17 protein-coding genes are annotated in these 17,934 nt (G+C 71.4%); 11 read left to right on the forward strand and 6 right to left on the reverse strand.

Translation table 11 applies throughout. The features are described 5' to 3' along the window. The first annotated feature begins 51 nt into the window (after positions 1–51). Positions 52–744, forward strand: a complete 693-nt coding sequence (locus tag AOK15_RS02940; protein WP_055512442.1) for a DUF6215 domain-containing protein — start codon at positions 52–54, stop codon at positions 742–744. A 151-nt stretch (positions 745–895) separates the two neighbouring features. On the opposite strand, the gene AOK15_RS02945 is transcribed toward AOK15_RS02940, so the two are convergent. The 3 genes from AOK15_RS02945 to AOK15_RS02955 all read right to left on the reverse strand — a co-directional run bounded on the left by AOK15_RS02945 (position 896) and on the right by AOK15_RS02955 (position 5,078). Then, positions 896–2,263: a cation:dicarboxylate symporter family transporter gene (locus AOK15_RS02945; RefSeq protein ID WP_240508284.1), complete on the reverse strand. Its 1,368-nt coding sequence runs from the start codon at positions 2,261–2,263 to the stop codon at positions 896–898. Between the two features lie 140 nt (positions 2,264–2,403). Beyond that, complete coding sequence (locus AOK15_RS02950; RefSeq protein WP_055512411.1) at positions 2,404–3,702, reverse strand: cytochrome P450; 1,299 nt, start codon at positions 3,700–3,702, stop codon at positions 2,404–2,406. Between the two features lie 20 nt (positions 3,703–3,722). Beyond that, positions 3,723–5,078 (reverse strand): glutamine synthetase family protein, encoded by a 1,356-nt coding sequence (locus tag AOK15_RS02955; RefSeq protein ID WP_055512413.1) that lies wholly within the window; start codon positions 5,076–5,078, stop codon positions 3,723–3,725. Between the two features lie 167 nt (positions 5,079–5,245). On the opposite strand from AOK15_RS02955, the gene AOK15_RS02960 reads away from it, so the two are divergent. The 10 genes from AOK15_RS02960 (at position 5,246) to AOK15_RS03005 (ending at position 15,688) form a co-directional block, all read left to right on the forward strand. Then, entirely contained in the window at positions 5,246–5,434 is a 189-nt protein-coding gene (locus tag AOK15_RS02960; protein ID WP_055512415.1) for a ferredoxin, read from the forward strand. A gap of 2 nt (positions 5,435–5,436) precedes the next feature. Further along, the gene (locus AOK15_RS02965) at positions 5,437–6,636 is read left to right on the forward strand and encodes an NAD(P)/FAD-dependent oxidoreductase (RefSeq protein WP_055512417.1); all 1,200 of its coding nucleotides are present in this window, start codon (positions 5,437–5,439) and stop codon (positions 6,634–6,636) included. A 14-nt stretch (positions 6,637–6,650) separates the two neighbouring features. Next, a complete protein-coding gene (locus AOK15_RS02970; protein WP_055512419.1) occupies positions 6,651–7,463 on the forward strand; it encodes an acetoacetate decarboxylase family protein in 813 nt (270 codons plus the stop codon). Positions 7,464–7,588: 125 nt separating this feature from the next. Next, on the forward strand, positions 7,589–9,049 hold the full coding sequence (locus AOK15_RS02975) for an aldehyde dehydrogenase (protein WP_055512421.1): 1,461 nt from the start codon (positions 7,589–7,591) through the stop codon (positions 9,047–9,049). Continuing rightward, positions 9,042–9,962 carry a 3,4-dihydroxyphenylacetate 2,3-dioxygenase gene (locus AOK15_RS02980; RefSeq protein WP_055512423.1) on the forward strand — a complete coding sequence of 307 codons (921 nt, stop codon included), beginning with the start codon at positions 9,042–9,044 and terminating at the stop codon, positions 9,960–9,962. Before AOK15_RS02975 ends, AOK15_RS02980 begins: the two co-directional genes overlap by 8 nt. Continuing rightward, complete coding sequence (locus AOK15_RS02985) at positions 9,955–10,800, forward strand: fumarylacetoacetate hydrolase family protein (RefSeq protein WP_055512425.1); 846 nt, start codon at positions 9,955–9,957, stop codon at positions 10,798–10,800. Before AOK15_RS02980 ends, AOK15_RS02985 begins: the two co-directional genes overlap by 8 nt. Positions 10,801–10,982: 182 nt before the next feature. Then, on the forward strand, positions 10,983–11,621 hold the full coding sequence (locus tag AOK15_RS02990) for a TetR/AcrR family transcriptional regulator (RefSeq protein WP_055512426.1): 639 nt from the start codon (positions 10,983–10,985) through the stop codon (positions 11,619–11,621). A gap of 219 nt (positions 11,622–11,840) precedes the next feature. Beyond that, positions 11,841–13,298 carry an APC family permease gene (locus AOK15_RS02995; protein WP_055512428.1) on the forward strand — a complete coding sequence of 486 codons (1,458 nt, stop codon included), beginning with the start codon at positions 11,841–11,843 and terminating at the stop codon, positions 13,296–13,298. 144 nt (positions 13,299–13,442) lie between these two features. Next, complete coding sequence (locus tag AOK15_RS03000; protein ID WP_055512430.1) at positions 13,443–14,933, forward strand: aldehyde dehydrogenase; 1,491 nt, start codon at positions 13,443–13,445, stop codon at positions 14,931–14,933. Further along, on the forward strand, positions 14,930–15,688 hold the full coding sequence (locus tag AOK15_RS03005) for a gamma-glutamyl-gamma-aminobutyrate hydrolase family protein (RefSeq protein WP_240508283.1): 759 nt from the start codon (positions 14,930–14,932) through the stop codon (positions 15,686–15,688). The genes AOK15_RS03000 and AOK15_RS03005 overlap by 4 nt, the downstream gene beginning before the upstream one ends. Positions 15,689–15,734: 46 nt before the next feature. On the opposite strand, the gene AOK15_RS03010 is transcribed toward AOK15_RS03005, so the two are convergent. From AOK15_RS03010 to AOK15_RS03020, 3 genes are all read right to left on the reverse strand, one after another. Continuing rightward, a complete protein-coding gene (locus AOK15_RS03010; protein WP_055512432.1) occupies positions 15,735–16,589 on the reverse strand; it encodes a class II glutamine amidotransferase in 855 nt (284 codons plus the stop codon). 232 nt (positions 16,590–16,821) lie between these two features. After that, on the reverse strand, positions 16,822–17,262 hold the full coding sequence (locus AOK15_RS03015; RefSeq protein ID WP_055512433.1) for a DUF7144 family membrane protein: 441 nt from the start codon (positions 17,260–17,262) through the stop codon (positions 16,822–16,824). A gap of 64 nt (positions 17,263–17,326) precedes the next feature. Beyond that, entirely contained in the window at positions 17,327–17,767 is a 441-nt protein-coding gene (locus tag AOK15_RS03020) for an SHOCT domain-containing protein (protein WP_055512435.1), read from the reverse strand. Positions 17,768–17,934 lie beyond the last annotated feature (167 nt).

Consider the following 17,934-nt stretch of genomic DNA (forward strand, 5'->3'; position numbering starts at 1 on the left):
CGGCGCGCACGGGGCGCGCACATCGCGGTGGGGGACGTAGGCGTGGGGGACATGAACGACCGTCAAGGGGCGCCCGAGAAGGGCACGGGGGCGTGGGGCCAGGCGATCCTGGCGTTCGTCCTGTTCGGGGTGGTGGCCGGTGGCCTGTGGTTTCAAGACGCCTTCGCCGGACCGGGCACGGACAGCGGGCCGGCCACCTGCTCGACCTCGGACGACGCCTCACCGGCGCCCAGGAAGCGGATCTCCGGGGCGCAGTTGTGCACCGCGCTGAATCGCAAGGATCTGCCGAAGCTCGTCGGCACACCGCTGGAGGAGGCGGAGTACGCGTCGGGCAGCGAGAGCGAGTCCCGCTGGGCCGGCGGTACCAAGACCATCACGCCCGAGGCGAAGGTCGAACTGGAGTCCCACACCGTACAGATCTCGGCCTCGTACGACGACCTCCCGGTCGCGGAGTCGATCGACTACCTGGGCGCCGGAGCCCAGTCCAGGACGGTCCTCGGACACAAGGCGGTGCTCTACTCGGGGCAGACCATCGCCATCTCCTTCCGGCTCGACGGCGGCGACGCCGCATCGGGCCCCGGCGGTGTCGCCCGTCATCTGCTGGTGGCGAGCGACACCAAGGACAAGGGCGACTCCTACGACCTGGTCATCTGGCGCGAGGACCGGCTGCCGCCGGACGACGCGGCGCTGTTCCGCATCGCCGAGAAGGTGCTGCCGACCCTTCCCGGCTGGAAGTCCGGCTGAGCCTGGGGCGGTTCACCGGCGCCGCGCCTCGGACGAGGTGGGCCGCCCGTGCGCACTCGGTACGGGACGCGCTCGGTACGGGACGCCGGAGGCGGCCGGGTTCGGGGCGCACCCGGGCGGTCGTCATCCGGGCGGTCGTCCCGGCGGCGTGTCAGTCCGCCTTGACGGGGCTGGGTACGACGGCGCTGGGTACGACGGGGCTCACGGGTTCGGCGGCCACCTCCTCGACGACCTCCCCGTTCAGGACCTTCCTGGCCCGCTCGGTGTCCAGGGCGCCCTCCCAGCGGGCGACACCGAAGGCCGCGACGCAGTTGCCGAGGAGGTTGGTGGCGACCCGCATGGAGTCCATGATGCGGTCGACGCCGAGGAGGAGGGCGACGGCGCCGGCGGGGATGACGCCGAGGGCCGAGGCGGTCGCGGACAGGGCGAGGAACGCCGAACCCGGCACGCCGGCCATGCCCTTGCTGGTGAGCATCAGCATCAGGACGACGGTCACCTGCTGGCCGAGGGTGAGGTCGATGCCGACCGCCTGGGCGATGAAGAGGGTGGCGACGGAGAGGTAGATCGAGGCGCCGTCGAGGTTGAAGGAGTACCCGGTGGGCAGGACGAGGCCCACGGCGTCGTCGCGGGCGCCCGCGTGCCGCAGCCTCTGCATCATGCGGGGCATGACGGTCTCGCTGGAGGCGGTGCCGAGGGCGAGCAGCATCTCCTCACGGGTGTAGCGGACGAACTTCCACAGGCTCAGCCCGGTGACCGCCTTCAGCACCACCGCGAGCAGCAGCAGGAACAGCAGGGCCACGGCGTAGCAGACGCCGATGAGCTTGCCGTACGTCGACATCACGCCCAGGCCGTACTGGCCGACGAGGTGGGCGGTGGCGCCGAACACGGCGAGCGGGGCGAGCCTCATGACGAAGCCCACGATGGCGAAGACGATGTCCTGGACCTGCTCGACCGCCGGGAGGATCGCGGGGACCCTGGTGTGGCCGAGGTGGAGGAGGGCGGCCCCCACCAGACAGGCCAGGACGAGGACCTGGAGCAGCGAGTTCTCGGCGAACGCGCCGACCGCGCTCTCGGGCAGGGCGTGCAGCAGGAACTCCGCGGTGGACGGCAGGGAGCCGCCGCCGGTCCTGGAGTCGACGGCGCCCGCGTCGAGTTGGGAGGGGTCGACGTTCATGCCCGCTCCGGGCTGGACGAGGTTGCCCGCGACCAGCCCGATGAGCAGGGCGAACGTGGTGGCGACCTCGAACCAGACCAGTGCCTTGAGGCCGATGCGGCCGAAGGCCCGCAGATTGCCGGCCTTGGCGATGCCCGTGACCACCACGCAGAACACGAGCGGTGCGATGACCGCCTTGATCAGCCGGACGAAGCCGTCGCCCAGCGGCTGGACGGCCGTGCCCACATCGGGCCACAGCCGTCCCACGAGGACTCCGAGGAGCAGGGCGAGGGCCACCTGCGCGAACAGCGAGGTGCGCAGCACACGGGCGACACGTCGTGGCAGCGACGGCGACGGGACGGACAGCGACACGGGCAACCTCCGAGCCAGTTCCACTATTCGGAAGTGAACTTCCGAAACATGCCCGTCACTATGGATCAAGCCACGACTCCACAGAACCCCGTCGACCCGTATCGCCGAAATATTGGAGGTTCGTCCAATGACCGTCAGGCCAGGGTCACCTCGACCGGCAGCTTCTTGATGCCGTTGACGAAGTTGGACCGCACGCGGGGGACGTCACCGGCGAGCCGGATGTCGGCGAGGCGGGGGATCAACTCCTCGAACATGATGCGGATCTCGGTGCGGGCCAGCAGATTGCCGAGGCAGAGGTGGGGACTGCCCTTGCCGAAGGTGACGTGGTCGTTGTTCTGCCGGGCCACGTCGAAGTCGTACGGGTTGCCGAAGACCTCCTCGTCGCGGTTGCCGGAGGCGAACCACATGACGACCTTCTCGCCCTCCTTGATGCGCTTGCCGCCCAGCTCCACGTCCCGGGTCGCGGTGCGGCGGAAGTGGTAGACGGGCGAGGCCCAGCGCAGGAACTCCTCGACCGCGACCGGGATCAGCGACGGGTCCTGCTGGAGGCGGGCGAGCTGCTCGGGGTGCTGGAGCAGGGCCAGCATGGAGTGGGAGATGGTGTGGCGGGTGGTCTCGTTGCCGGCCACCACCAGCAGCAGGAAGTAGTTGTCGAAGTCCTGCGCGGAGAGCGGCACACCGTCGCGGGGCGTGGCGTTGACCAGGCGGGACACCAGGTCGGTGCCGTCACCGCCGCGCCGCTGCCGGGCCAGTTCGCGGCCGTACTCGAAGACCTCCACCGAGGCGGGCGAGCGGAACGGCAGATGGCGGTACTTCTCGCTCTCCTCGCTGTGCAGCAGGACGTCCGCGTAGTCGGGGTCGGTGTTGCCGATGATGCGGTTGCCCCAGTCGATGAGCTTCTGGTTGTCCTCCGACGGCACGTCCAGCAGCCGGGCCAGAACGTTGATGGGGAAGTCGGCGGAGACGTCGGCGACGAAGTCGAAGGTGCCCTTCGCCAGGGCCGCGTCCAGCGTGGTGGCGGTCAGTCCGCGCAGGAAGTCGGTGTAGCCGTTGATCACGCCCGCGCCGAACTGGCGCTGGATCACGCTGCGCAGCGCGCGGTGGCGTACGCCGTCCATCTCCAGGATGGAGGCCCGGGTCTTGATCTGGTCGTCGTCGACCTCCTCCAGGTTGACGAACCTGGTCGAGGTGAAGGTCTCGGCGTCCCGGTCGACGCGGGCGATGTCGGCGTGCCGGGTGACGGCCCAGAAGCCGGAGTTGGGGGCGTCCTCGGGCTGCCAGTGCACCGGGTCCTCGTGGCGCAGGGTGTGGAACATGCGCCAGGGGGTGATGCCGTCGGTGAAGTTGCCGAGGTCGGCGAGGTCCACGTCGGCGAGCGGCAGGGGCTCCTGCAGGGCCTCGCGGACGGAGGGGAGGTGGGCGGAAGCGGTCATGTTCTTGGTTCTCCTGGACGTCACAGGTGGTAGGCGTACTCGGTGAACTCCCAGTCGGTGACGTGCCGGTGGAAGCGTTCGACCTCGTTGCGCTTGTAGCCGAGGTACGAGGTGGTGAAGTCCTTGCCGAGCACCTCGGTGAGGGCGGTGTCCGCCTCCAGCGCGTCGAGGGCGTCGGACAGGTTCATGGGCAGGACGGCCGAGCGGGTGGTGTCGTAGCCGTAGCCCTCCAGCGGGGCGGGGGGCTCCTCGCCCGCCAGGACCCCGAGGAGCGCGGCGGCTACGGTGCCCGCGATCAGCAGGTAGGGGTTGGCGCTGGCGTCGCCGAGCCGCAGTTCGAGGCGGGCGCCGGAACCGCGCTCCGGCGGGACGCGGAGCATGGCGCTGCGGTTGTCGAGCCCCCAGTCGATCAGCCAGGGCGCGAGGGTGTCGGGCCCGAAGCGCTTGTAGGAGTTGACCGTCGGGTTGGCGAGGGCGGCGAGCGCCGGGGCGTGGGCGAGGATGCCGGCGATGGCGTGCCGGGCGGTGGCGGACAGGCCGTGGGCGCCGGACGGGTCGTCGAAGGCGTTCTTCCCACGGGCGTCGTCGCAGGACAGATGGAGGTGGAAGCCGGAGCCGCCGGCGTCGTTGAACGGCTTGGCCATGAAGGTGGCGAGCCGGCCCTCCTTGCGGGCGAGCTCCTTGACGGCGGCCTTGAAGCGGAAGGACCGGTCGGCCGCCGACAGCGCCTCGGAGTGGTCGAGATTGATCTCGAACTGCCCGCCGTCGAACTCGTGGTTGCCGTTCGTGGCGCCGATCCGCAGGTCACGGAGGTGGCGCAGGGTGCGCAGCAGATGGTTGTCGGGGTCGGCGCGCAGGCCGGCGGTGTAGACGACTCCGGCCGCGCCCGAGTAGCGCTTCCACCCGCTCGGGGACGCGGGGTCCGCGTCGCACAGGAAGTACTCCAGCTCGGGTCCGACGATCGGGGTCAGGCCCTGTTCGGCGCAGCGGGCGAGCACGGTGCGCAGCAGGTCGCGGGGCGACTCGGGCGCGGGTGCCCCGGTGGCCGGGTCGACGGTCTCCCCGAGGCAGGCGGCGACGCCGGGCTCCCACGGCAGCGGGACCAGGGTGTCGAGGTCCGGTCGTACGTGGATGTCGGGCAGCCCCGCGTCGAGGCCGCCGGGCACCGGGACGACGTCCCCCTGGGGGGAGGTGTGGTAGACGGCCCGACAGAAGGTGAGGCCGTGTTCGCAGGCCGTGGGGAGGCTGTCGAGCAGGACGTCCCGGGCGCGGTCGGTGCCGATGAGATCGGGGTAGGTCACGCGGACCACGTCGATGCCCTGGGCGGCGAGCCGCTCCTGGTGCTGACGAATGTCCGGTGTTGGGGATGCGCTCACCGTTGTCTCCTCGGCGGCAGGCAAATGATTTGAGCCCAAACGATAAGAAGAGGCCCAGCGGCCCGCAAGGGGCTGAGGCGAAAAAATTATCCACCTGGACAGCTATTGACCAGGGGTGTGCGGCTTCCTATGTTGTTTGGAGCCAAATGACCTGAGGAGGACCGGCCATGAAGGTCGTCGTCGACATGAACAAGTGCCAGGACCACGGCCAGTGCGTTTTCGCCGCCCCCGAGGTCTTCCAGCTGGACGCGAACGGGCGGCTGGCCTACGTCAGCGACCCCGACGACGCGCTGCTCGACGAGGTCGAGGAAGCCGCCGACGTCTGTCCGCTCCAGGCCATCCGGATCGAGGCCTGACCATGGCTCCCACCAGCGCACGCGTCGTCGTCGCCGGCGCCTCCATGGCCGGTCTGCGCGCCGCCGAGCAGCTGCGCGCGGCCGGCTGGACCGGGGCGATCACGCTCGTCGGCGACGAGCCCCACATGCCCTACAACCGGCCCCCGCTCTCCAAGGAGGTGCTGGCCGGGAAGGCTCCCTTCGAGTCCCTCGCCTTCCGGCCCCGCGCGAGCGTGGCCGACGTGGAGTGGCGCCTCGGCACCAGGGTCGTCGCGTCCCGCCTCGCCGAACGGACCGTCGTCCTCGACGACGGCTCGGAGCTGTCGTACGACGGGCTGGTGGCCGCCACCGGGATGCGGCCCCGGCGGCTGCGCTGCCCCGGCCCCCTCGCCGGACGCCACACGGTCCGCACCCTCGCCGACGCGCAGGGCCTGCGGGCGGAGCTGACCCGGCCCGGTGCCCGGGTGGTCGTCGTCGGCGCCGGGTTCATCGGCTGCGAGGTGGCCGCGACCGCCGTCGGCCTCGGTGCCGCCGAGGTGACCGTCGTCGATCCGCTGCCGCTGCCCATGGTCGGCCCGCTCGGCGAGCTGCTCGGCCGCGCGCTGCTCGCCCGGCACAAGGAACGCGGCGTGCGCTTCGCCCTCGGCACCGGGGTCGCCGGCTTCGCGGGCGAGGACCGTGTCACCGGGGTGATCCTCGACGACGGGACCGTGCTGCCCGCCGACGTGGTGGTGGAGTCGGTCGGCTCGCTCGCCAACACCGAGTGGCTGGGCGGCAACGGCCTCGACCTGACCGACGGGGTCCTCACCGACGAGCAGCTGCGGGTCGGCGGACGCCCGGACGTGGTCGCGGTCGGCGACGTGGCGCGCTTCCCCAACGCCCGCTACGACGGCGTACCGCGCCGGGTCGAGCACTGGTGCATCCCCACGGACACCGCCAAGCACGCGGCCAAGGTCCTGACCGGCGCCGAGCCGGCGCCCTTCGCCCCGTTGCCCACCTTCTGGAGCGACCAGCACGACTTCCGGCTCCAGTCCTTCGGCGCCCCCGCCCTCGGCATGGACGACGTGCGCGTCCTGGAGGGCGACCCGGCCGGGGACGTCCTGGTCGGCTACCACCACGACGACCGGCTGGTCGGCGTCGTCGCGCTCGGCGGCCCGGCCATCGCCTCCGCCGCCGCCCGCCACCGCGCCGACCTCCTGAAGCAGCCCGCCCTCACCGCGTAAGGAACCGCCTCACCATGACCACCGTCCGTGGATTCCTCCACCCCAAGACGGCGACGGGCTCCTCGTCGCTGATCCCCTCCCCGCCCTGGCGCTACTCGGGCGACCTGCTCACCGTCGAGTACCGCACGGATCCCGCGCGGGTGCGCGAACTGCTGCCGGAGCCGCTGGAACTCGCTGACGAGGACCCCGGCGCGGTCGCGCTGATCTGGGCCGACTGGCAGTCCTGCTCGGCGTCCGGCACGGAGCTGCTCGACCCGGTGCTCTCCCAGTACAAGGAGGCCTTCGCGGTCGTCCGGTGCACGTACCAGGGACGGACGTACTCGCGGTGCGTGTACATCTGGGTCGACAAGGACTTCGCGATCGCCCGCGGGCTGCACCAGGGCTACCCCAAGAAGCTCGGGTCCATCCACCAGACGCGGCCCCACCCGTACGGGCCCGCTCCGCGGATCGAGGCGGGGGCCCGCTTCGGGGCGACCCTCGCCGCCGCGGACCGGCGGCTCGCCCAGACGGTGGTGACACTGCGGGAGCCGTCGGAGACGAACGGCTTCGTCAACGGCCACCCCATGGCCCACCACCGGTGGCTTCCGTCGATCGAGAAGGGGAAGGGCCTGGCCCTGGACGAGCTGATCGAGTCCGGCGCGGCCTCCTTCGAGGGCGGGCAGCCCTGGGTCGGCGACGCCGAGCTGGAGCTGTTCGAGGCGCCGACGGAGGAGTTGGCGCGGCTGACGGTGGAGGAGCCGATCGCCGCGTACTACCGCCAGGTCGGCGTGGTGTGGGACGGCGGGCGGCTGCTGGAGTCCGGGATGTCGGGAGCGGCGGCCGAGTGAGCCCCGCGGGCCGCCACGGGTCCTCCGTGGCGCGCCGCGCCCACGCGGCACAGCCGCGTGCCGACATGTCCCGCGCCCCCCTGGGTCGGCGCACCTCCCCCTCGCTGAAAAGGACACCCCTCCCCATGTCTGACAAGATCGTCGTCGGCGGAGTCCCCGTCGACACCCGGCACTGGATCGGCGGCGAACGTGTCGCCTCCCCGGACACGTTCACCGACCACTCCCCCATCGACGGCGCCGTGCTCGGCGAGATCGCCCGCGGTGGGCCCGCCGAGGCCGCCGCCGCCGTCGCCGCAGCGAAGGCCGCGTTTCCCGCGTGGGCCGCGACCTCGCGGGCCGAGCGGGCGCGGATCCTGCACGCCATCGCCGACGGCGTGGAGAAGCGCCTGGAGGAGCTCGCCGTCGTCGAGACCACCGACAACGGAGCCCTGCTGCGGTCGCACCGGCGCGGCGTGATGCCCCGGGTGGCGCACAATTTCCGGTTCTTCGCGGACTGGCTGCTCCAGCTGGAGCACGACGACTTCGAGACGCGCGGGCACACGAACCACGTGTCGTGGGACCCGGCCGGCCCCTGCGTCCTGATCACCCCGTGGAACGCCCCGCTGATGCTCGCCACGTGGAAGGTCGCCCCGGCGCTCGCCGCCGGCGACACCGTGGTGCTGAAGCCCGCCGAGTGGTCACCGCTGACGGCCTCCCTGCTCGCCGACATCGCCGCCGAGGCGGGACTGCCGGCCGGTGTGCTGAACGTGGTGCAGGGCTACGGCGCCGAGATCGGCGACGCCCTCACCTCGCACCCGGACGTGCGCCGCATCAGCTTCACCGGCTCGGTGCCCACGGCCAAGCGGATCGCCGAGTCGGCCGCCGCGAACCTGACCCCGCTCAGCCTCGAACTCGGCGGCAAGTCCCCGCTGCTGGTGTTCGCGGACGCCGACCTGGACCTCGCCGTCGACCTCGCGGTGGAGCAGTACGACAACGCCGGACAGGTGTGCCTGGCCGCGACGCGCTTCCTCGTCGAGGAGGCGGTCGCCGAGGAGTTCACCCGGCGGTTCGTCGAGAAGGCGAGCACGCTGAAGCAGGGTGATCCCCGGGACGAGGCCACCGACATCGGGCCCAGCATCCACCCCCGGCAGCTGGAGAAGATCGACGGGTTCGTGCGGCGGGCCCTCGCGACCGGGGCGCGGGCGGTCGTCGGCGGGCACCGGCTGGACGGGCAGTACTACGCTCCGACCCTGCTCACCGATGTGGCCCAGGACTCGGAGATCGTGCAGGAGGAGGTCTTCGGGCCGGTCCTCACCCTTCAGACCTTCACCGGCGAGGACGAGGCCGTCCGGCTCGCCAACGACACCCGGTTCGGGCTGGCCGCGACCCTCGCCACCGGCGACCCGGCCCGCGCCGAGCGGGTCACCGCCCGCCTCGTCGCGGGCACCGTCTGGGTCAACTGCTTCTTCGTCCGCGATCTCCAGGCGCCCTTCGGCGGCTCCCGCCAGTCCGGGGTGGGCCGCGAGGGCGGCACCTGGAGCTTCGACTTCTACTGCGACCTCAAGAACACGGTCACCGCACCGAACGGATGGAACAACCATGGGTGAGATCGTCGGGGCGGGCCTCCTCGCCCATGTCCCCACCATCGTGCTGCCGGAGGAGGACCGGCTGGAGCTCAACGAGGGCAAGGAGATCACCCTTGTCACCGGCCTCCAGCAGCTCCGCAAGGACGTCTTCGAGCGGGACGACTACGACACGGTCGTGGTCCTCGACTCGCACTGGGCGACCACCGTCGAGTTCGTGGTCACCGCGCAGGCGCGGCGGGCCGGGCTGTTCACCTCCGAGGAGCTGCCGCGCGGCATGTGCCGGATGCCGTACGACTTCCCCGGCGACCCCGAACTCGCCCGCAACATCGAGAAGTTCGCGGACAAGCACGGCACCTGGATCACCGCGATCGAGGACGAGTACCTGCCGATCTACTACGCCACCATCAACCTGTGGAAGTTCCTCGGCGAGGGGCTGCCGGACAAGCGGTGGGTGACCATCGGGGTCTGCCAGACCGGCGACATGGAGGACCATCTGAGGCTGGGGCGGGCGCTCGCCGACGGCATCGCCGCCACACCGGGCCGCCGGGTGCTGCTGATCGCCTCGGGCGCCCTCTCCCACACCTTCTGGCCGCTGCGCGAACTGCGCGACCACGAGGCCAGCGACCCGGTGCACATCTTCACCCCCGAGGCACGCGCGGCCGACGAGGAGCGGATCGCCTGGTTCAAGGAGGGACGCCACGACCGGGTCCTCGACACCATGGACGAGTTCTGGAAGTTCAAGCCGGAGGCGAAGTTCTTCCACTACCTGATGATGGCCGGCGCCCTCGGCGAGCGGGCGTGCGCGGCCAGGGCCCGGCAGTACGGCGCGTACGAGAACTCCGTCGGCACCGGCCAGGTGCACCTCTGGTTCGACCGGCCCGCCGACGGCTGGACCGCATCCCACACCCCCGTACAGGAGTCCTCCCATGCCTGAGTACCGCCGCATCCTGCTCGACGGCGCCGCCGTCCAGGTCACCGTCGACGGGGACGAACTGCTCGCCGGGGACGGCCGCCGCGTCAAGATCGAGGACGCGCACCACCTGCCGCCGGTCGTGCCGTCGAAGGTGATCGCCGTCCACCTCAACCACCGCAGCCGCGTGGACGAGTTCGGGATCGAGCTGCCGGACACCCCCACGTACTTCCACAAGCCGACCTCGGCCCTCAACTCCCACCGGGGCGCGATCGTCCGCCCCGAGGGCTGCAAGTGGCTCAACTACGAGGGCGAGGTCGCCATCGTCATCGGGCGGACGGCGCGGAACATCTCCCCCGCCGAGGCCGGCGAGTACATCGCGGGCTACACCGTCGCCAACGACTACGGCCTGCACGACTTCCGTGACACGGACGCCGGCTCCATGCTCCGGGTGAAGGGCGCCGACACCCTCTGCCCGCTCGGTCCGGGCCTGGTCACCGACTGGGACTTCCGGGGCAAGAGCCTGCGGACCTACGTCAACGGCGAGGTCGCGCAGGACGGCTCCACCGACGAGATGCAGTGGGACATGCACTACCTCGTCGCCGACATCGCCCGCACCATCACCCTGTACCCGGGCGACGTACTGCTGTCGGGCACACCGGCCAACTCCCGGCCCGTGCGGCCGGGCGATGTCGTCGAGGTCGAGGTGGAGGGGCTCGGACGGCTCACCAACCACATCGTCACCGGCCCCACCCCGATCCGCGGCGACGTCGGCGCACAGCCCACCGAGTCCGAGGAGGTGCTGTCCACGGCGCTGGGCGGCGACTGGGAGTTCCGCGGCATCCGCCCGCCGAAGCGCTGACACCGCCCCGAGTCCTGCCGCACCGGGCCGCCGCGCCGGGCGCCCGGTGCGGTACGGCGGGCCCCTGGGATCTGTCGTCAAACTCCCGCCTGCCCTGCGGCGTCCGGGCGACGACGGCAGTTTGACGGCAGCCCCTGGGACACCCCGCGGGGGCCCGGAACCGTACAGGTAGGGTCACCGGCATGACCGATTCCGCCGACGCGCCCAAGAGCCGGAAGCCACGCAAGCGCCTGCACTACGGCGAGGGGCGGGAGGCCCTGCTGAACGCCGCGGTCCGGGTGGTGGCGCGGGGCGGACTGCGCAAGCTCACCTACCGGGCCGTCGCGGAGGAGGCCGGGGTCACCCACGGCCTCGTCGTCCACCACTTCGGCTCGCGGGACGCGCTGATCGAGGAGGCGCTCGCCCACACCATCCGCACGTCGCTGAGCGTCAGCTCGCTCGAACCCGGCACCGGCAAGGTCGCCGACTTCTCGACGGGTCTGTCGGAGATGGTCACGGCGGACCCCGGGCGGCAGGCGTTCCAGTACGAGCTGCTGCTGGAGTCCCGCCGCCGCCCGGAGCTGCTGCCTCAGTTGAGGGCGCTCTACGACGAGTACTTCGACGCCACCCGACGCGAGCTGAGCCGCATGCTGCCGGCCGACGCCGACCAGGCGCTGGTCCGGCTGGTGTTCGCCGCGCTCGACGGTCTGGTGCTGCACCAGCTCGTGCTGGGCGAGCCGGAGGTCACGGACGCCGCCGTGGAGCGGCTGCGCGGTCTGCTGCGGCTCCTCGACGCCGACGGCGACCCCGGCGACGCCGACGGCGGGGACACCGCCGAGTAGCCCCTCCCACCTGCGCTTTCCGAGGCCCCGGACACTGTTTCGTCCGGGGCCTCGTCGTCTTGTCCGCCCGCGATCGGTGGGTGTGCTCACGGAGGTGTCCACCCAGTGGAAAATCTTGCTCTCACCCCCTTGCCAAACGGATAGTTCAAGCCCACGATAGGGCAACTCGTTTGACCCGAAACGAACCTCCATCCCTCCCCGTCCCGACAGGTGATCCGAGTGGACAGTCAGACGGCGGTCGCCCCGCACACCTCGCAAGGTAACTCCACGGCCAGCAGGCTCAAGCCCGACTCCCTCGGCGTCCTGGGCATCCTCTTCTTCGTCCTCTCCGCCCAGGCCCCACTGACCGGCATCGCCGGTGCCGTGCCCATCGCCGTCGTCATCGGCAACGGGGCCGGCGCCCCCGCCGCGTACGTCGCGGCCGGCGTGGTGGTGCTGCTGTTCTCCATCGGCTTCGTCGCCATGGGCCGCCACGTCGTAGACGCCGGCGCCTTCTACACGTACATCGGCAAGGGCCTCGGCCGGTCGACGGGCTCCGGCAGCGCCGGGGTGGCACTCTTCGCCTACTGCGCGATCCAGGCCGCCATGTACGGGCTGTACGGCGCGACCATGAGCGGCCTCGTCGAGCACTACACCGGCCTCGGCGTCGCCTGGTGGGTCTGGGCGCTGGTCACGATGGCGGTCGTGCAGGTGCTCGGCGCCGCCGGCATCGAGATGGGCGCCAAGGTGCTCGCCGTGTTCGTCCTCGCGGAGTTCAGCATCCTCATCGCCTTCGCCCTGGTGACCTTCTTCAAGGGCGGCGGCCCCGAAGGGCTCGGCTTCACCGACAGCTTCTCGCCGGACGCGGCCCTCCAGGGCGCCCCGGGTGTGGCGCTGATGTTCGCGGTGGCGTCGATGTTCGGCTTCGAGGCCACCGCCATCTACGGCGAGGAGGCGCGGGAACCGAAGAGAACCGTCCCCCGGGCCACCTATCTGTCGGTCGCCGTGATCACCGTCTTCTTCGCCTTCACATCATGGATGCTGGTCTCCGCGCACGGCGCGTCCAGGGCGACGGCGGACGCGGGCAAGGCACTGGAGAGCGGCGACGCCGCCTCCTGGGTGTTCGCCCCGATCGCCGACCTGTTCGGCGCGTGGACCGGCGACGTCCTGCCGATCCTGCTGGCCACCTCGCTGTTCGCGGGCATCCTCGCCTTCCACAACTCCGCCAACCGCTATCTGTTCTCGCTGGGCCGAGAGGGTCTGCTGCCGCACGGTCTGACCAAGCTCAACGGCCGCCACTCCCCCTGGGCCGCCGGCACCGTCCAGACCGTGATCGCGGTGGCCCTCGTCGTCCCGTTCGCGCTCCTCGGCAAGGACCCGGTACTGACCCTCTTCTCCTGGTTCAGCGGGGTCGCCGTCCTCGCGCTCATGCTCCTGTACTTCCTGACCTCGGTGTCCGTGGTCGTCTTCTTCCGCCGCTCGCGCGCCGACACCCGGCTCTGGAACACGCTGATCGCCCCCGTCCTGGGCGCCCTCGGCATCGCCGGCGCGATCTGGCTGATCATCGAGAACTTCACCACGCTCATCGGCGGCGACCCCACCACCGCCCTCTGGCTCCAGCTGACCGTGCCCGTCGTGCTGGCCCTGGGGCTCGTCGCGGCCCGACTGACCCGACGGAGCCACGCCGCCGCGGGCTGACCCCGACGGAGCCACGCGGCCGCCGACTGACCCCGACGTCCCGCCCCGCGGCCGACGGCGGCACCACTCCCCTGGTGCCGCCGTCGGCCCACTCCCGCCACCGATCCGACCTGCCGCCCACCCGACTCAGGAAGAGGAGAGCCGATGCCGGCCCTCGCCCACGACGACCTCCTGCGCAGCGCCAAGGACCTGGACCTGCCCGCCCACCACCACATCGACGGGGCGGACGAGCCGGGCGGAGGCACCGCGTTCACGGTCGTCTCGCCCCGCAACGGACACGTCCTGCGCGAGGTCGCCGACGCCCGCCCCGCCGAGGTCGACCTGGCCGTGGCCGCCGCGCGCCGCGCCTTCGACTCCGGCCCCTGGCCCCGCCTCGCGCCCGCCGACCGCGGCCGGATCCTGCTGCGCGTCGCCGAACTCCTCGAAGAACACCGGGAGAAGCTGGCCCTCACCATCAGCCTGGAGATGGGCAAGCCGATCACGGACGCCTACGGGATCGAACTGCGGGCCGCGATCAACACGTTCCGCTGGTACGGGCAGCTGGCCGACAAACTCACCGACGAGTCCCCCCACACCGCCCCCGACGCCCTCGCCCTGATCACCCGCGAGCCGGCCGGGGTCGTCGGCGCCGTCGTCCCGTGGAACTTCCCTCTGACGCTGGCCAGTTGGAAGGTCGCCCCGGCCCTCGCCGCCGGCTGCACGGTCGTCCTGAAGCCGTCGGAGAACTCCCCCCTGTCCGCGCTGCTCCTCGGCCGGATCGCCACCGAGGCCGGACTGCCGCCGGGGGTCCTCAACGTCGTCACCGGCGACGGTCCGGTGGCCGGGCGGGCCATCGGGCTGCACCCGGACGTGGACGTGCTGGCGTTCACCGGTTCCACCGCGGTCGGCCGCCACTTCCTGCGCTACGCCGCCGACTCCAACCTCAAGCGCGTCTGGCTGGAGTTGGGCGGGAAGTCACCGAACATCATCCTTCCCGACGCCCCCGACCTGGAGAAGGCCGCCGCCACCGCCGCCTGGGGCATCTTCTTCAACCAGGGCGAGATGTGCACCGCGCCCTCCCGGCTGCTGGTGCACTCCTCCGTCGCCGAGCGCGTCACCGAGGCGATCGTGGCCCGCGCCCGTGACCTGCGCGTCGGCGACCCGCTCGACCCGGCGACCGAGATGGGCGCCCTGGTCGGCGAGGCCCATCTGGAGCGCGTCCTCGACCACATCGACACCGGCCGCGAGGAGGGCGCGCGCCTGCTGACCGGCGGCGAGCGCACCCTGACCGGCACCGGCGGCAGCTATCTGCGGCCCACCGTCTTCGACGGGGTGGACCCGGGCATGCGCCTGGCCCGCGAGGAGATCTTCGGCCCGGTGCTGTCCGTGCTGACCTTCGACGACCTGGACGAGGCCGTACGCCTGGCCAACGCCACCGAGTACGGCCTCGCCGCCGGCCTGTGGACCTCCGACCTGTCCACCGCGCACCGGGTCTCCCGCGCCCTCAAGGCGGGCACCGTCTGGGTCAACTGCTACGAGGAGGGCGACCTCACCGTGCCCTTCGGCGGCATGAAGCAGTCCGGCAACGGCCGCGACAAGTCCGCGCACGCCATCGACAAGTACACCGAACTGAAGACCACCTGGATCCAGCTGTGACCCCTTCCTCCACGCGACCGCCGACGCCCACGCGACCCCTGACGCCTCACCGACCCCTGATCGCGATTCCGGCCCGGTTCGCCGCCACCACGTCCGCGCTCCGGTACGCCGCCGAGGTCAACGCCCGCGCCCTGATCGAGGCGGTGTGGCGGGCCGGCGGAGAGCCGGTGAGCGTGCACCCCGCCGACCCGGCCGCAGCCGATGTCGCCGACCGGCTCGCCCGCTTCGACGGCGTCCTGCTGCCCGGTGGCGGTGACCTCGCCCCTCACCGCTACGGGGCGACCGACACCCACGCCACCGTGTACGACGTGGACGAGACACAGGACGCCTTCGACCTGGCGGTCGCCCGCGAGACGCTCGCCCTGGGGCTGCCGCTGCTGGCGGTCTGCCGGGGCCTCCAGGTCGTCAACGTCGCCCTCGGAGGCACCCTGGAGCAGGACATGGGCGGCCCGGAGCGCGAGCACCGGCATCTCGTGCACCCCGTCACACTGCGACCGGCGTCGGAGGTGGCCCGCGCGACGGGCGCCGAGAAGGTCGACGCGTCCTGCTACCACCACCAGCGTGTCGACCGCCTCGGCACGGGCCTGGAGGTGACGGCCACCGCGGTGGACGGCACCGCCGAGGCGCTCGAACTCATCGGTGCGCGCGGCTGGTTCACGGCCGTCCAGTGGCATCCCGAGGACACCGCCGCCGACGATCCCGCCCAGCAGAACCTCTTCGACGCCCTCGTCCGGGCCGCCCGCAACCGGAGTTGAGCGCGGGCTCAGGGACTGAGAACGAGCTCAGGCGCGGCGAACGGGCTCAGGTGCTGAGAACGGGTTCGGGACTCGGGGTGAAGTGGAGCAGTTCGTCGCCGCCCGGCTGCACCACGCCGTAGCTGCTCTCCGGAACCTCGTTCCAGGCGCCGGGCAGATCACCCAGGGGCTCGGAGACGACGAGCCGGGTGTCGTCGGAGACCTCGCGCAGGAAGGTCAGGTCGGGGTGGAGCGACCGGAGCGTCTCCACATCGGTGCTGTAGTAGAGCGAGCGCGAGGCGCCCTGGCTGGAGTAGCGGAAGGCCCACAGCCGCTGCCCCTCCGTGACGGCCACCGTCATCTGGAGCGGGAACTCCACGCCGTGCTCACGGCCGACCCGCTCCACCAGGCCCGCCATCCGCGCGACGGCGCCCGGCGGGTCCTCCTCCAGACCGAAGGTGAGCGCCAGGTAGAACATCATCTCGGAGTCCGTCGACCCCTCCATGTCGAGGAACAGCTCCGGGTCGACGACGAGGGCGAGGTCCCGGCGCATCCGGTGGAACTCGGCGATCGCACCGTTGTGCATCCACATCCAGCGGCCGTGCCGGAACGGATGGCAGTTGGTCTGCTGCACGGCCGTGCCGGTGGTCGCCCGGATGTGGGCGAAGAACAGCGGGGACTCGACGTGGTCGGCGATCTCCCGCAGGTTCCGGTTGCTCCACGCCGGTCCGATGTCCCGGAAGATGGCGGGGGCATGGGTGTGGGGGGACGTGTCGTACCAGCCGACGCCGAATCCGTCGCCGTTGGTCGTCTCCACACCCATTCGCGCGTGCAGGCTCTGGTCGATCAGCGAGTGCGCGGGCCTGTACAGGATGGTGTCGAGCAGCACAGGCGTTCCCGAGTAGGCAAGCCACCGGCACATGGGTCTCCCTTTCATGGTGTTCGGTCGTGCGCGCCGACCGGCGCGTCTGACCCAGTACCCCCGCCGGCGGGGCCCCCGCCGGCGGCGCTCTCCTAGGCGCCGCCTCCGGTGGGGCCCTGACCGGGGTATTTTCCGTCCGGGCCCCCGCCGGACCGCTGTCCGGCGTGACCGGCCGGTCTCCCCGACGCGGAGCCACGGCCGTTCATGCGGTGCCCTTCCCCTCCCCCTCCCCTCACATGTCGCTCGAAGCGAGGGAGTCGTCCTTGCGCACCACGCACAGGGCCCAGATGACGAACCCCGACATCGCGATCATCACGATCGACCACGCCGGGTAGTACGGCAGCGAGAGGAAGTTCGCGATGATGATGAGCGAGGCGATGCCCACGCCAGCGACACGTGCCCACGTCGACGTCTGGAACAGCCCGGCGCTCACGATCAGGGCGACGGCACCCAGGATCAGGTGGATCCAGCCCCAGCTGGTGAGGTCGAACTCGTAGACGTAGTTGCGGGTCGTGAGGAAGATGTCGTCCTCGGCGATCGCCGCGATGCCGCGCATCACGTCGAGGACACCGGCGATCAGGAGCATGACGGCGGCGAACGCCGTCAGTCCGACTGCCCATCCCTGCTTGGCCGAGTGTTCGCGCGTGGGGCGGGTGTGGTGTGTGGTTGCCATGCTGCTGCCTCGTTTCGTGTCGGCTCCGGGCGCGGTCGGCGACCGGAGGGGTGGGGGACGTGAGTCAGCGTTCCGGGGCGCCGGAGCCGCTCAGCACCAGTTCCTTGGCCCGGCGGAACTCCTCGTCGGTGATGTCACCGCGGGCACGGATCTCGGAGAGCCTGGTCAGTTCGTCGACGCTGGTGGTCCGGCCGCCGGAGCCGGCGGCGGTCTCACGGATGTAGCTGTCGAAGGCCTGCTGCTGGGCGCGGGCCTGCGCCACCTCGCGGCGGCCCATGTTCTTGCCACGGGCGATCACGTAGACGAACACACCGAGGAAGGGCAGGACGATGGCGAACACCAGCCAGCCTGCCTTGGCCCAGCCGCTCAGCTCGTCGTCGCGGAAGATGTCGACGATGACGCGGAACAGCAGGACGAACCACATGATCCACAGGAAGAACACCAGCATCGTCCAGAAGGCGCTCAGCAGTGGATAGTCGTACGCCAGATAGGTCGGCCCACTCATGTCTCTCCTCCGTCCTGCCCATGCCCGGCCGTGACGCCCGGCCTTGCCCTCTCAGCGTGCTCACGGCGAGGACCGCGCGTCCTCACCCGAGAAGGGTGAAACCGCGTCGTCGGCGGCACGGACCGGTGGCCCGTCCTCTCACCCGTGCCCCGGGGGTCGGCGGCCCG

Origin of the sequence: Streptomyces ossamyceticus, assembly GCF_001418475.1 — a bacterium.
GTDB lineage: Bacteria > Actinomycetota > Actinomycetes > Streptomycetales > Streptomycetaceae > Streptomyces > Streptomyces ossamyceticus.